Origin of the sequence: Paracoccus sp. UBA5162, assembly GCF_002413585.1 — a bacterium.
Taxonomy (GTDB): Bacteria; Pseudomonadota; Alphaproteobacteria; order Rhodobacterales; family Rhodobacteraceae; genus Paracoccus.
The window spans coordinates 1-13,975 of record NZ_DHXG01000057.1; the positions used below are offsets into that span (position 1 = coordinate 1).

The window sequence follows — 13,975 nt, forward strand, 5'->3', positions numbered from 1 at the left end:
CCGCCCGCGGGACGTTCGAACGCCACCACCTGCGGCAGATCGACGTCGATCACCTGGGTCCAGAAATCGCGCGGGATGTTCATCTGCGCCGGCGCCGAATTGCGCCAGGCCTGCATGATCACCCGGTTCAGCACCTCGGGGATGCGCGAGGGATCGCGCACCTCCTCCTGGTAGCAGACGCAATCGGCAAACAGCCGCATCTGCTCCATCTCCTGGAAACCGCCCTGCCCGATGGTCTTGTTCGCCGCCTGCGGCGTCACCAGCAGCAGCGGCGTGTGGTTCCAGTAGGCCGTCTTCACCGGCGTCGCAAAACCCGTCACCCCCGGACCGTTCTGCGCGATCGCCATCGACATCCTGCCCGTCGAGCGCGTGAACCCGTCCGCCATCAGACCCGCATTCGTCTCGTGCGCGCAATCCCAGAAGGTGATCCCGGCCCGCGGAAAAAGATCGCTCACAGGCATCATCGCAGAACCGATGATCCCAAAAGCATGCTCGATCCCATGCAACTGCAAAACCTTGACAAACGCCTCTTCAGTCGTCATCCTCATGGCTCAAAACTCCCTTTCCCGGAGATTGTGGTCAGGCCCCGCGCCTGCGATCCTCGCGCAGGAGATCGGCGGCCTTTTCGCCGATCATGATCGCGGGGGCATTGGTGTTGCCCGAGACGATCTCGGGCATGATCGAGCAATCGGCGACGCGCAGGCCGCGAATGCCCTTGACCCGCAGACGGTCGTCCAGCACCGGCCCCATCGCGGCGGTGCCGGTCGGATGAAAGATCGTCGTGGCCGAATTGCGCACCCAGTCCAGCAGCGCGGCATCGTCCCGGACCTCGGGGCCGGGGCGCATCTCGCCGGTGATCTTGCCCGACAGCGGGCGCTCTGCGGCGATCCGGCGGGCGATCCTGACCCCGTCGACGATGGTTTGGCAATCGGTTTCGGTCGCCAGGTAATTCGGGTGAATGGCGGGATAGACCGACGGATCGGCCGATTTCAGCCGGATGCTGCCGCGACTTTCGGGGCGCAACTGGCAGACCGACATGGTGAAGGCCGAAAACGGATGCACGCCCTGGGACGGGCTGTCGGCGGACCAGGGCTGGACATGGAACTGGATATCGGGGGTCGCGACGCGATCGTTGGTGCGCATGAACCCGGTGGCGAGGCTGGCCGCCATGCTCATCGGGCCGGCGCGGAACATGGCGTATTTCAGCGCGATTCGGGCCTGTTGCCACAGCTTGCGAACCTCGTCGTTCAGCGTGGGTTCATTGCAGGTATAGATCAGCCGGGCCTGAAGATGGTCCTGAAGGCCCTGTCCCACGCCCGGCAGATCGGCGGCGACGGGAATGCCGTGTTCGGCCAGATGCGCGGCTTCGCCCACGCCCGAAAGCATCAGGATCTGCGGGCTGCCGATGGCGCCGGCGGACAGGATCACCTCGCCCTTCACCTCGATGCGCTGCGTCTTGCCCGAGCGGTCGGCATATTCGACCGCCACCGCGCGCCCGTCCTCTATCACCACGCGACGGGTCGCGGCGCGGGTGATGATGCGCAGATTGGGGCGCTTGCGGATCGGATGGATATAGGCCACGGCGGCCGAGCAGCGCCGGCCCTTGCGGGTGGTCAGCTGGAAATAGCCCACGCCTTCCTGCGCGGCGCCGTTGTAATCGGGGTTGAACGGAAATCCCGCCGCCTGCGCCGCCGTGACCCAGGCATCGCAGATCGCCCGCGACAGGCGCATGTCCGACACGTTCAGCGGCCCGCCCGCGCCGTGATAATCATCGGCGCCGCGTTCCTGGTTCTCGGCCCGCTTGAACAGTGGCAGCACATCGTCCCAGGACCAGCCGGAAAAGCCCATCTGCGCCCAGCGGTCGTAATCCTGCGGCTGTCCGCGCACATAAAGAAGCCCGTTCAGCGACGACGATCCGCCCATCACCTTGCCGCGCGGCCATTCCAGCCGCCGGCCGTTCAGGCCGGGATCCGGCTCGGTCCGGTAGCACCAGTCCACCGACGGGTTGTTCATTGTCTTGAAATAGCCGACCGGAATGTGAATCCACGGATTCCAGTCCCAGGAACCGGCCTCCAGCAGGGTGACGGTGACGCCCGGATCGGCCGACAGGCGGTTGGCGATGGCGCAGCCGGCAGATCCGGCGCCGACGACAAGATAATCGGTCTGCAATTTTCCCCCTCCCGAAGCTGCGCATGGCCTGATCGGCCGGCCCTGAAATTTTGGCTTGCAATTGAAACCTATATGATTAGAAATGATACCACAAGTCTCAAAAATCGCATCTTTAGGGAGGAGGAATGTGATGACGGGAAGAATCGACACGATTCGTGGCGTCTCGCGGCGTGATATCCTGCGCGTTGCCGGCCGGTTCGGGATGACCTCGACGGCGATGGCACTGACCGGGGCGGCGGGTTTGCTGAGCACGGCCGAACTGGCCCGCGCGGCGGAATCGACCTATGACAAGCGATTCTCGAAAGAGGCCAAGCACACGTTCAAGATGGGGGCCTCGGGTTTCAATGCCCGCAACCTGCTGATCGAGCGCGCGGGCTTTCTGCAATTCGCCCGCGACCTGGAAGAGCGCACCGATGGCGAGATCCGGATCGAATTCATCGGCGACAACCAGATCTGCGGCCAGCTTGATTGCGTCGAGAAGACCCAGCTTGGCGTGGTGGATTTCTTCGCCGCCTCGACCCAGAATTCGGCCGGCGTGGCGCCCTATTACAACGTGCTGGACTTCGCCTACATGTTCCCCAACCGGGCCTCGCAGTATCATTTCTTCTACAGCCCCGAAAGCCAGCGCATCCTGCGCGATCCGCTGGAAAAGCGCCACGGGATCAAGTTCCTGTTCACCCATTGCGAACTGCGCGGCATCCAGCTGGGCCTGAAATGGAAGGACCGGGATCTGGTCACCAGCATCGACCAGCTTGCCGGCACCAAGAACCGCGTCACCGGCACCCAGCTTGGCCGGATCGCGATGCAGCTGATGAACCTCAACCCGGTGCCGGTCGCCTGGGAGGAAACCATCGACGGGCTGAAACAGGGCCTGATCGACGGCGCCGAAACCTGGGCCTCGGCCGTGGCCTACGCCAACATGGCGCCGGTGGTCAGCCAGTCGGTCGATCTGCGATTCTTCTCTGGCAACGAACATTGCGGGATGTCGTCCAAGGTTTTCGACAGCCTCGACGGTCCCTTGCAGGACGCGGTGATGGAATCGGCCTATCTGGCCCAGGTTCAGTCGCAGGCCGCGAACGAGGCGGCATTGATCAAGACGGTCGGCTTCTCGGACCCGCAATTGCCCGACACGATCTTTGCCGAAAACAACGTGCGCACCGCCTTCCTGTCGGACGAGGAACTGAAGAAGGCCGAAGAGATGTGTTCGCCCGAATTCAATCCCGATCCATGGAGCCAATGGCGCGAGCGCCTGATGCAGTGGTCGGGCGGCATCGACACCTATGACGAGATCTATCGCATCGCGCGCGAGATCCCGGCCGACACCAAGCCCGAAAATGTCGAGCCGCGCCGCTGGTGGCGCTCGGCCTGAACCGCCAGCGCGGCATCCGTTTCTCGGGTGCCGCAATTCCGGGGGGAGATCGGAAAGATGGAACGTTTCGTCGCCGAATTCGGTGCGATCCTGTCTGCGCTGGCGTCGCGCGACAGCTGGGAAATCAATACCGCGCTTGGAGAACCCGCGGGATGGGCCGTCGGACTGATCGTGATGGTCGGCGGCGGCGCCCTGATCCTTGCGCTGTTCAAGCTGGTGCCGCTGCTGGACCGGCATCTCGAACGGGCGCTGATGGTCATCGTCTATCTGGCCATCGCCGCGATCATCTTCATCGAGGTGATCCGCCGCTTCACACTGAACCTGCAAGAGCCGTGGTCCACGACCTTGCCGCCCTATCTGTTCCTGCTGCTGACCTGGTTCGGCTGCGCCTTCAATGTCAAGCTGCGCGCGCATCTGTCCTTTGCCGAATTCCGCACGCGGCTGCCGCGCGCGGGGCAACTGGCCTGCCTGCTGCTGGACGGCGTGCTGTGGCTGGGCATGTCCTGGATCGCCGTCACCACGACGCTGCGGCTGGCGGCCAATTCGGCCTCGAATTTCCAGATCCTGCTCGGGACCGACAATGTGATGGTCTGGTGGTTCGTGATCCTGGTTCCGGTCTCCTTCACCATCCTTGCCGCCCGCGCGGTCGAGAACATGATCGAGGATCTGCGCCGCTTCCGCGAGAACGCGCCGCTGATCGAGATGACAACCCTGGGCGATACCTGAGAGGCCATCATGACAGACCCGTTCTGGATCACCCTGATTTCGCTGGCCGTCACCGGCCTGTTCATGCTGGGCGTGCCGGTCTTTCTGGTCATCGCCTATTGGGTCATCGGCTGTTCGATCGTGCTGGGCCTGACCTTCGACAATATCGGCGCGGCGCTGACCTATGCCTTCTCGAACGGGTTCGCGCTGCTGGCCATGCCGCTGTTCATCCTGACCGGCGACCTGATCAACAAGGCCGGCATCGCCCGTCGCCTGTCGGATTTCGCCTATGCGGTTCTGGGCTGGCTGCGCGGTGGCCTGGCGATGGCCTCGATCGGGGCCTGCGGGTTGTTCGCGGCGATCTCGGGGTCGAATTCCGCCACCACGGCCACGATCGGCTCGATGATGCATCCCGAGATGGTGAAGGGCGGCTATGACACGCGCTTCGCCGCCGCTACTGCCGCAGCCGGCGGCACGGTGGGGATCATCATCCCGCCCTCGATCATCTTCATCGTCTATGGCTTCCTGATGACCCTGCCGATCTCGGACCTTTTCGTGGCGGGGATCATTCCCGGCGTGATGATGGTCTTGGCGATGCAGTTCGTCTGCTGGCTCATGTCGCGCATCCATGGCTGGGGCCACATCATCCCCTTCGACATGGGCCGCGTGCTGCGCACCGCGTTCGGTGCCTGGCTGGGCTTCTTCGCCATCGGGCTGGTGCTGTGGGGCATCTATACGGGCAAGTTCTCGCCCACCGAGGCCGCCGCCGTCACCGTGGGATTCTGCGTGATCGTGGGCGTCCTCAGCCGCTGGCTGTTTCCGCTGGTCGCATCCGGCATGGATGAGCACGGCCGGCCCCGGACCTATGCCGCCAGCATCCTGGTCGAGGGTTTCCGCATCCGCGACCTGCCCTCGGTGACGATGCGTTCGGCGCAGATCACGGGCATCCTTGCGCCACTGATCGGGATCTCGGTGGTGATGCAGCAGATCCTGTCGCTGCTGGGCGCGCAGGAGGCAATCGGACAATGGGTCTCTGGCCTGGGCGGATACTGGGTCATGCTGGCCGCCTCGATGGCGATCATCTTCGTCGCGGGGATGGTGCTGGAAAGCCTGCCGGTCACGATCATCCTGGCGCCGATCCTCGCGCCCCTGGCCGCCGCCAACGGCATGGATCCGGTCCATTTCGCGGTGATCTTCCTGGTCGGCGCCTCGATCGGGTTCGTGACCCCGCCCTACGGGCTGAACCTCTATGTCGCCTCCAGCGTGACCGGGGTTCCCTACATGCGGCTGCTGCGCTATGCGCTGTATTACCTTGCGGCGCTGCTGAGTGTCTGGATCATCGTGGCTGTCACGCCGTCGCTGGCCACGATCCTGCTGCCGTCGCGGTGAAGGACCGGATATGGCGCGAATGCGGGCGGGCGACATGGACAGCGCGGGCAAGGTTGCAGAGACGGGCGGCGACAAGGCGCCGCAGAACAACCTGCGCCCGCTCTATATCCTGAAAACCGTGGCCGAGGCCGCGGCCCCGGTTTCGGCCGCCGAACTGGGCGAGGCACTGGATCTGCCCAAACCCACCATCCACCGGCTGTTGCAGACCCTGGAACATGATGGCTGGCTGATGCGCGATCTGGGTGGGCGCGGCTATGTCGCGGGGCATCTGCTGCGCCGTCTGGCCGCCAACACGTTCAGCGGGCCGGGCCTGCGCCGCGAACGCATGGCGATACTGAAAGGGCTGGCCGAGGCCATTGGCGAGACCTGCAACATCTCGATGCCCGATGGCGACGCCATGGTCTATGTGGACCGGGTCGAGACCCACTGGCCGCTGCGCATCCGCCTGCCCATCGGCACCCGTGTGCCGCTGCATTGCACATCGGCGGGCAAGACCTACCTGTCCACCCTGCCCCCGGCGCAGTTCACGCGGCTGCTGGGCCGGCTGACCCTGGCCGCCCGGACGCCCCACTCCATCACCACGCCCCTCGCCCTGGCGGACGAGATCGCGCTGACGCGCGAGCGCGGCCATGGCGAGGACGATCAGGAGATGGTCGAAGGCATGATCGCCCTGGCGGTGCCGATCCGCGACCATCTGGACCGGGTTTTCGGCACGCTGTCCTTTCACGCACCGGTCCAGCGCCTGACGCTGGACGCCGCGCGCCAACATCTGCCGCTGCTGAAACAGACCGCACGCGATCTGGCCGACACGCTGTAACCCCTTTCGGCGCCGAACCCGTGCCCGCGCCCTCGTCCCGCTGGCGAACCGTGCGGGGCCGGTCCCCCGCCGTTCAGCCCTTGCGACGACCGGAAGCGGCCTGCCCGGACCGGGGCGGCTTCGACGCGAACGGCCGCGACCTGGCCTTGGCGCCCGTCTTCGTCTTGCCCTTGGCAGTCTCCGACCCGGCTTCGCGGGCGGACTGCGCCGAGGCCTCCTTCCTTGCCCTCGCGGCCTTGTCGGCCGCGCTCCAGCGCGGTTTCGCCCGGGCCTTGGCGGGCGCGTCGGCCTCGGCGCGCTTGCCTGCCGGGGCGGGTTTCGCCGCGGCACGAACCGGGGCTGCGGGCCTTGATCCGGGCGTGCCCTCGGGTTGCGGCGCGCGCGCGGGACGGGCCGATCCGGGCGATTTCACCGCCGCGCGTTCCGGTCCCGGCTCGCCCTGAAGCCGGCGCATGGTCAGGCCCGGTTCGATCTCGGTCGTTTCGCCGAAGCGGGGGGCCTCGGCGATGGCGATCTGGACATGGGTTTCATGCTCGCGCACCCGAATCGCGCCGATCGCGTCGCGGGTGATGCCGCCGGACTCGCAGATCTTGGGCAGAAGCCAGCGCGCCTCGGCCCGTCCGCTATGGCCGACCGACAGCGCGAACCAGACGGCGGCGCCGAAATCGCGCGGCGCGCGCGGCGCAGCTTGCGCGGGCTGCGGCACGTCGGACAGGACTTCGGGCGGCGGCCGGCCCTCGCGCCACAATTGCACGAAGGCGGCGGCGATCCGTTCGGGGCCGACCCGCGCCAGCAAATCCTGTGCCACGCCCATATCATCCAGCGGGGCGGTCAGCGCCGGGTGATCCATCATCCGCTGGTCGTCGCGGTAGCCGACCTCTTCGGCCGAAGGTGCCTTGCCCCATTCGGCGGTGACTTTCGCGCCCTGCAACAGCCGCTGCGCCTTTCGGTATTCCGACGGGCTGACGACAAGCGCCGAAACCCCCTTGGCCCCGGCACGCCCGGTTCGCCCCGAGCGGTGCAGCAGCGTTTCGGAATTGGTGGGCAGATCGGCATGGATGACCAGTTCCAGCCCCGGCAGGTCGATGCCGCGCGCGGCGACATCCGTGGCGATGCAGACCCGTGCCCGACCGTCGCGCAAAGCTTGCAGGGCGTGGGTGCGTTCCTGCTGGGACAATTCGCCCGACAGCGCCACCACGCGAAAGCCGCGATTGCCCATCCGCGCCAGCAGGTGGTTCACATTGGCCCGCGTCTTGCAGAAGACGATGGCGGTCCGCGCCTCGTAGAAGCGCAGCAGGTTGAAGATCGCGTTCTCGCGGTCGCGAACGGCGACCGACAGCGCGCGATAGGCGATGTCGCCGTGCTGGCGCGCCTCGCCCATCGCGGCGATGCGCAGGCTGTCACGCTGGAAATCGCGGGCCAGTTTCTCGATCGCGGCGGGAACGGTGGCCGAGAACATCAGCGTGCGGCGGCTGTCGGCGGCGGATTGCAGGATGAATTCCAGATCCTCGCGAAAGCCCAGATCCAGCATCTCGTCGGCCTCGTCCAGCACCGCGACGCGCAGACCCGACAGATCGAGGCTGCCACGTTCCAGATGATCGCGCAGGCGGCCCGGCGTGCCGACCACGATCTGCGCCCCCTGAGCCAGGGCCCGACGCTCGGTCCGGTAATCCATGCCGCCGACGCAGGTCGCGATCCGCGCGCCCGTCGCCGCATAGAGCCAGCCCAGTTCCGCCGCGACCTGAAGCGCCAGTTCGCGCGTCGGCGCGATGGCCAGCGCCAGCGGACCGGAATCCTCGGGCAGCCTGTCCGCGCCATCCAGCAGATCGGGCGCCGCGGCGATTCCGAAGGCCACGGTCTTGCCCGAACCGGTCTGCGCCGAGACCAGCAGGTCGCGTCCCTTCGCATCCGGGTTCAGCACGGCCTGCTGCACCGCTGTCAGGGTGTCATAGCCCCGCTCGGCCAGAGCCGCGGCCAGCGGCGCTGCGATATTGTTCTGTGTCATCTGTTTCGCCTGAAAGGGCCCTTGCGGCCGATGGAACGGCCCGGACCCTTGCCCGGGCCCCCTGCCCGCGCTGCAGGACAGCCGATCCGGCTGACTATCCCCGCCCGAGCGCAGAGTCAAAGCCGGTTCCGGTTTCGGGCATCGGTCGGCCGGGTCCGCGCCGCCATGGCGGCGCCGTCAGGGAACGACCAGGTATTTCTCGCCCGTCGCCTTGCGCTGCGTGGCTTCGGCGATCTCGGGCTTCAACAGATCGTCCAGACCGATCTCGGCCGTGTAGTGGCTGGCAAAGGTGGTCTTCATCCCGTCAACGACACGCTGGCGCATCCGCGCGGCGACCGAGGGATCGGCATTGCCGAGAAAGTTGAACAGAAGCCAGCCGCCGATATTCCAGGCAAAGCCGAAACCGCGCTTGAGGATCGTGGGCCCGGTATCCAGCGCGCCATAGATATAGACCCGTTTCGCGGACTGCGAACCATAGCGGTTGTAGCTGTCCATGGACCGGACCGCGACGGCCTCCATCGCGTTCAGCATCATGCTGGTCATCTCGCCCCCCCCGATCGCGTCAAAGCCGATCGTGGCCCCGGTCTCGGCAATCGCCTGTTCCAGTTGCTGCCGGAAATCATCGGCGCTGCTGTCCACCACATGTGTGGCGCCGATCTCGCGCAGCAGATCCGCCTGCTGCCGGCTGCGCACGATGCTGACCAGACCGATCCCGTCCTCCTGGCAGATGCGCACCAGCATCTGACCCAGATTCGACGCGCCGGGCGCGTGAACGATTGCGCTGTGCCCTTCGGCCCGCATGGTCTCGGTAAATCCCAGTGCGGTCAGCGGATTGACGAACAACGAGGCGCCTTGGGCGGAGGTCGCACCCTCGGGCAGCACAATGCAGGATTCGGCCCGGATCAGCCGCAGCTGCGCATACATCGCCCCGCCGATCATCGCGACGCGCTTGCCGACCATATCCCCAAGGTCGGGACCGGCCTCGATCACCAGTCCCGCGCCCTCGTTGCCGACCGGCATCGACTGGTCGAACCGTGCCGCCAGCGGCGCCATCGCAGCCTGGGGAATTTTCGCGGTCAGCGCGCGCGCCTCGCCCGAGCCCTCGACCGTCAGGGTCTGCATGTCGGCCGGGCCATAGAGCAGGCCAAGATCGGATGGATTGATCGGCGCGGCCTCGAGGCGGACCAGCAATTCGCCGGCCTCGGGCGCGCGGACGGGAACGGGATCGAGCGTGATCCTGAGGGTGCCGTCGGAGGTGACGGTCGATCTGAGTTCAAGGTTGCTGTGGCTCATCATGTCCTCGCCTGCATGCCTGGCAATGAAAGCCTAGCACCGGCGGCAGGGCGGTGAAAGGCGGCGCGCTTGGGCCGGCCGACGGCAATCGCCGGTCCGGTTCGGCTGCCGCCGGTCGCCCGCCTAGAAATCCCAGTCCTCGTCCTCGGTGGCGATGGCCTTGCCGATCACATAGGACGATCCCGACCCCGAAAAGAAATCGTGGTTCTCGCTGTCGGGCGACAGGGCGGCCATGATGGCCGGGTTGACCTCGCAGGCGGCGGGCGGAAACAGCGCCTCGTAGCCCAGATTCTGCAGGGCCTTGTTGGCGTTGTAGTGCAAAAACGCCTTCACGTCCTCGGTCAGCCCGATTCCGTCATAGAGATCGGCGGTATATTTCGCCTCGATATCGTAGAGATCGAACATCAGCGAGAAGGCAAAGTCCTTCAGCGCCGCGCGTTCGCCCTGGCCAAGCCGTTCCAGCCCGCGCTGATACTTGTAGCCGATATAATAGCCATGCACGGCCTCGTCGCGGATGATCAGGCGGATCAGGTCGGCGGTATTGGTCAGCTTGGCGCGGCTGGACCAGTACATCGGCAGATAGAAGCCGGAATAGAACAGGAAACTTTCCAGAAACACGCTGGCGATCTTGCGCCGCAGCGGATCCGAGCCGGCCGCGTATTCATCCAGCACCAACCGCGCCTTGCGCTGAAGCTGGGGATTGTCTTCGGACCAGCGGAAGGCTTCGTCCACCTCCCTGGTCGAACACAGGGTCGAGAAGATCGAGGAATAGGACCGCGCGTGAACCGCCTCCATGAAGGCGATGTTGGACAGGACCGCCTCTTCGTGCGGGGTGATCGCATCGGCCATCATCGCGGGGGCGCCGATGCTGTTCTGCACCGTGTCCAGCAGGGTCAGCCCGGTGAAGACGCGGATGGTCAGTTGCCGTTCCTCGGGACGCAGCGTGGCCCAGCCTTGCACATCGTTGGACAGCGGCACCTTTTCGGGCAGCCAGAAATTCATCGTCAGCCGGTTCCAGACCTCCAGATCCTTGTCGTCCTGAAGCCGGTTCCAGTTCACCGCGCGCTGCACCGGCGTGATCGTCTGATCCTTCATGGCGAAAGACCCTTTCCTGGTTTGTTCGTCGGATATCCGCGGGACAGCGCGGCCTAGAGGGTGCAGGACACGCATCCCTCGACCTCGGTTCCTTCCAGCGCGGCCTGCCGCAGCCTGATGTAGTAGATCGTCTTGATCCCCTTCTTCCAGGCGTGGATCTGGGCGCGGTTGATGTCGCGCGTCGTCGCCTCGGCGGGGAAGAACAGGGTCAGCGACAGGCCCTGATCGACATGTTCGGTCGCCGCCGCATAGGTGTCGATGATCGCCATGGGTCCGATTTCATAGGCGTCGCGATAGAAGTCGAGATTCTCGTTCGACATGTAGGCGGCCGGGTAATAGACGCGGCCGATCTTGCCTTCCTTGCGGATCTCGATCTTCGAGACGATCGGATGGATCGATGAGGTGGCGTTGTTGATATAGCTGATCGAGCCGGTGGGCGGAACTGCCTGAAGATTGCGGTTATAGAGCCCGTGTTCCATCACCCGGGCCTTCAGCGCCGCCCAATCCGCACGCGTGGGCAGGGTGATGTCGGCGAATAGCCGCGTCACCTCGGGCAGGACGGGCAGCCAGTCGCGGCCGGTATATTTGTCGAAGAACGACCCGTCGGCATAGCTGGACTTGTCGAAATCGCGGAACGTGGCAGCCTTTTCCCGCGCCAGCAGGTTCGAGGCCCGGATCGCGTGATAGGCAATCGCGGCGAAATAGACACTGGTGAACTCGATCCCTTCGGGACTGCCATAGTGGATATGCTCGCGCGCCAGATACCCGTGCAGGTTCATCTGGCCCAAACCGACGGCATGGGCCTCGTCATTGCCGCGCCGGATCGAGGGCACGGCGTCGATGGCCGACATCTCGCTGACCGCGGTCAGCGCGCGGATTGCGGCCTCGACGGTGCCGCCGAAATCGGGGCCGTCCATCGTTTTGGCGATATTCAGGCTGCCCAGGTTGCAGGAAATGTCGGTTCCCAGATGCGCGTAGGACAGATCCTCGTTGAACTGCGACGCCTCGTTCACCTGCAGGATCTCGCTGCACAGATTGGACATGGTGATGCGCCCGTGGATGGGGTTGGCGCGGTTCACGCTGTCCTCGAACATGATATAGGGATAGCCGCTCTCGAACTGGATCTCGGCCAGCGTCTGAAAGAATTCGCGGGCGTTGATCTTTGTCTTTCGGATGCGCCTGTCGTCCACCATCTCGGTATATTTCTGCGTCACCGGAATGTCCGAGAAGGGCACGCCATAGACCCGCTGGATGTCGTGGGGAGAGAACAGATACATATCCTCGTTGCGCTTGGCCAGATCGAATGTGATGTCGGGGATCACCACGCCCAGGGACAGCGTCTTGATGCGGATCTTCTCATCCGCATTTTCGCGTTTGGTGTCCAGGAAGCGCAGGATGTCGGGGTGATGCGCGTTCAGATAGACCGCGCCCGCGCCCTGCCGCGCGCCAAGCTGGTTGGCATAGCTGAAACTGTCCTCCAGCAGCTTCATCACCGGAATGATGCCCGAGGACTGGTTCTCGATGCCCTTGATCGGCGCGCCGGATTCGCGGATATTGGTCAGCATCAGCGCCACGCCGCCGCCGCGCTTGCTGAGTTGCAGCGAGGAATTGATCGCGCGGCCGATGGATTCCATGTTGTCCTCGACCCGCAGCAGAAAACACGAGATCAGCTCGCCCCGCGACGCCTTGCCGGCGTTCAGGAAAGTCGGCGTGGCGGGCTGGAACCGGCCTGACAGCATTTCGTCCATGAAGCGCATGGCCAGCGCCTCGTCCCCCCGCGCCAGGGTCAGCGCGACCATCACCACGCGATCCTCGTAGCGTTCCAGATAGCGCTGCCCGTCGCGGGTCTTCAGCGTGTAGCTGGTGTAGTATTTCAACGCGCCCAGAAAGGTCGGAAAGCGGAACTTGCGCGCATAGGCGGCGTCCCAGATCGCGCGCTGGAAATCGCGGGAATACCGGTCCAGCACGGCGGCTTCGTAATAGCCCTCATCGACCAGATAGCCCAGCTTTTCGTCCAGCGAATGAAAGAAGACCGTGTTCTGGTTCACATGCTGCAGGAAATATTGCCGCGCGGCCATGCGGTCGGCCTCGAACCGGATCCGCCCGTCCGCGTCATACAGATTCAGCATCGCGTTCAGCGCATGATAGTCGAGATCGGGTTTTACGGTGTCAAGCATTCCAGTCCCATGATGTTGTCCAGCCCCGCGCGGACGCGGATCAGATCGGTTTCGGTTCCCGCCAGCTCGAATCGATACAGCACCGGAACCTGGCATTTCTCCGAGATGACGCGGGCCGCCAGGGCGAATGTTGCGCCGAAATTGCGATTGCCCGCGCCGATGACGCCGCGCAGGCCCGCGCGGCGGCCCGGATCGTTCAGAAAGCGGATCACCTGCCTGGGCACCGCGCCCCGCCCCTCGCCATCCGCGAAAGTCGGGCAGATCAGGACATAGGGCCGGGCCGGGGCGGGCATGTCGCTGTCCGGACGGATCGGGATACGTTCCGCCGCCAGCCCCAGCCCGGCAACGAACCGCGCGGTATTGCCCGAGGCCGAGGAATAATAGACCAGCCCGGCCACCTGCGCCTCAGGACAGGCGGCCGATCATGTCGGGCCGGAAGCCCGCCCAGTGATCCTCGCCCGCGATCACCACCGGCGCTTGACGATAGCCAAGTGCGGTAACGCGCTGCATCGCATCCTCGTCCTCGGTCAGGTCGATGACGCTGTAATCCAGCCCCCGCGCATCCAGCGCGCGGGTCGTGGCGGTGCATTGCACGCAGGCGGGTTTGGAATAAACGGTGATGGTCATGGTCTTGCCCTCTGTTCCTGTTTTCCGGACCGAGAGTGACGGGCAGGCAGGGCGCATGGCCGGACCTACGCCGCCGGACCCACCGTCCGGTGTCGTTGTCGTCGCCATGGCAGGTCTCCTGGCTTGCGGCTTTCGCCCGACTGGCCTTCCCGGATCGCTCCAGTGGCATCATCAGCCGTGCAGGCCGCTTACAGTTGCGGGGGCAGCGCAGGACTTTCACCGGCTTCCCTTTTCACCCCTGACGCGAGTCAGGGACACCATAGCCACATCACTTAGCCATGTCCGGGGCCGGGGCGTCAATATCTTGTGTGGATCCGATGGAAAATAAA

The 13,975-nt window shown here is 65.1% G+C and carries 12 protein-coding genes and 1 riboswitch; of the genes, 4 read left to right on the forward strand and 8 right to left on the reverse strand.

The window, feature by feature from the left end; translation table 11 throughout:
- A partial coding sequence (locus tag B4A72_RS08685; RefSeq protein ID WP_292978352.1) for a thiamine pyrophosphate-binding protein occupies nucleotides 1-548 on the reverse strand: 548 nt, incomplete at its 3' end.
- A gap of 31 nt (nucleotides 549-579) precedes the next feature.
- Nucleotides 580-2,169: a GMC family oxidoreductase gene (locus B4A72_RS08690; RefSeq protein WP_292954202.1), complete on the reverse strand. Its 1,590-nt coding sequence runs from the start codon at nucleotides 2,167-2,169 to the stop codon at nucleotides 580-582.
- 130 nt (nucleotides 2,170-2,299) lie between these two features.
- Here B4A72_RS08690 and B4A72_RS08695 point away from each other — a divergent pair, with 130 nt between their 5' ends.
- From B4A72_RS08695 to B4A72_RS08710, 4 genes are read left to right on the forward strand one after another with little or no spacing between them, the layout of a single operon-like run.
- Nucleotides 2,300-3,538, forward strand: coding sequence for a TRAP transporter substrate-binding protein (locus B4A72_RS08695; protein WP_292954199.1), 1,239 nt, complete (start codon nucleotides 2,300-2,302; stop codon nucleotides 3,536-3,538).
- Nucleotides 3,539-3,595: 57 nt separating this feature from the next.
- Entirely contained in the window at nucleotides 3,596-4,264 is a 669-nt protein-coding gene (locus tag B4A72_RS08700) for a TRAP transporter small permease (RefSeq protein ID WP_292954196.1), read from the forward strand.
- A gap of 9 nt (nucleotides 4,265-4,273) precedes the next feature.
- Nucleotides 4,274-5,632, forward strand: coding sequence for a TRAP transporter large permease (locus B4A72_RS08705; RefSeq protein WP_292978354.1), 1,359 nt, complete (start codon nucleotides 4,274-4,276; stop codon nucleotides 5,630-5,632).
- Between the two features lie 10 nt (nucleotides 5,633-5,642).
- Nucleotides 5,643-6,449: an IclR family transcriptional regulator gene (locus B4A72_RS08710; RefSeq protein ID WP_292954190.1), complete on the forward strand. Its 807-nt coding sequence runs from the start codon at nucleotides 5,643-5,645 to the stop codon at nucleotides 6,447-6,449.
- Between the two features lie 73 nt (nucleotides 6,450-6,522).
- Here B4A72_RS08710 and B4A72_RS08715 read toward each other — a convergent pair whose 3' ends face one another.
- The 6 genes from B4A72_RS08715 to nrdH all read right to left on the reverse strand — a co-directional run bounded on the left by B4A72_RS08715 (nucleotide 6,523) and on the right by nrdH (nucleotide 13,646).
- Nucleotides 6,523-8,454: a DEAD/DEAH box helicase gene (locus B4A72_RS08715; RefSeq protein ID WP_292954188.1), complete on the reverse strand. Its 1,932-nt coding sequence runs from the start codon at nucleotides 8,452-8,454 to the stop codon at nucleotides 6,523-6,525.
- A gap of 177 nt (nucleotides 8,455-8,631) precedes the next feature.
- Complete coding sequence (locus B4A72_RS08720; RefSeq protein ID WP_292954185.1) at nucleotides 8,632-9,747, reverse strand: zinc-binding dehydrogenase; 1,116 nt, start codon at nucleotides 9,745-9,747, stop codon at nucleotides 8,632-8,634.
- Between the two features lie 123 nt (nucleotides 9,748-9,870).
- On the reverse strand, nucleotides 9,871-10,842 hold the full coding sequence (gene nrdF / locus B4A72_RS08725; protein WP_292954182.1) for a class 1b ribonucleoside-diphosphate reductase subunit beta: 972 nt from the start codon (nucleotides 10,840-10,842) through the stop codon (nucleotides 9,871-9,873).
- Nucleotides 10,843-10,895: 53 nt separating this feature from the next.
- On the reverse strand, nucleotides 10,896-13,019 hold the full coding sequence (gene nrdE, locus B4A72_RS08730) for a class 1b ribonucleoside-diphosphate reductase subunit alpha (protein WP_292978356.1): 2,124 nt from the start codon (nucleotides 13,017-13,019) through the stop codon (nucleotides 10,896-10,898).
- The gene (gene nrdI / locus B4A72_RS08735) at nucleotides 13,004-13,417 is read right to left on the reverse strand and encodes a class Ib ribonucleoside-diphosphate reductase assembly flavoprotein NrdI (RefSeq protein ID WP_292951002.1); all 414 of its coding nucleotides are present in this window, start codon (nucleotides 13,415-13,417) and stop codon (nucleotides 13,004-13,006) included. The genes nrdE and nrdI overlap by 16 nt, the downstream gene beginning before the upstream one ends.
- A 7-nt stretch (nucleotides 13,418-13,424) precedes the next feature.
- Complete coding sequence (gene nrdH, locus B4A72_RS08740; RefSeq protein ID WP_292951004.1) at nucleotides 13,425-13,646, reverse strand: glutaredoxin-like protein NrdH; 222 nt, start codon at nucleotides 13,644-13,646, stop codon at nucleotides 13,425-13,427.
- Between the two features lie 91 nt (nucleotides 13,647-13,737).
- Nucleotides 13,738-13,923, reverse strand: a riboswitch (cobalamin riboswitch).
- Between the last annotated feature and the right edge of the window lie 52 nt (nucleotides 13,924-13,975).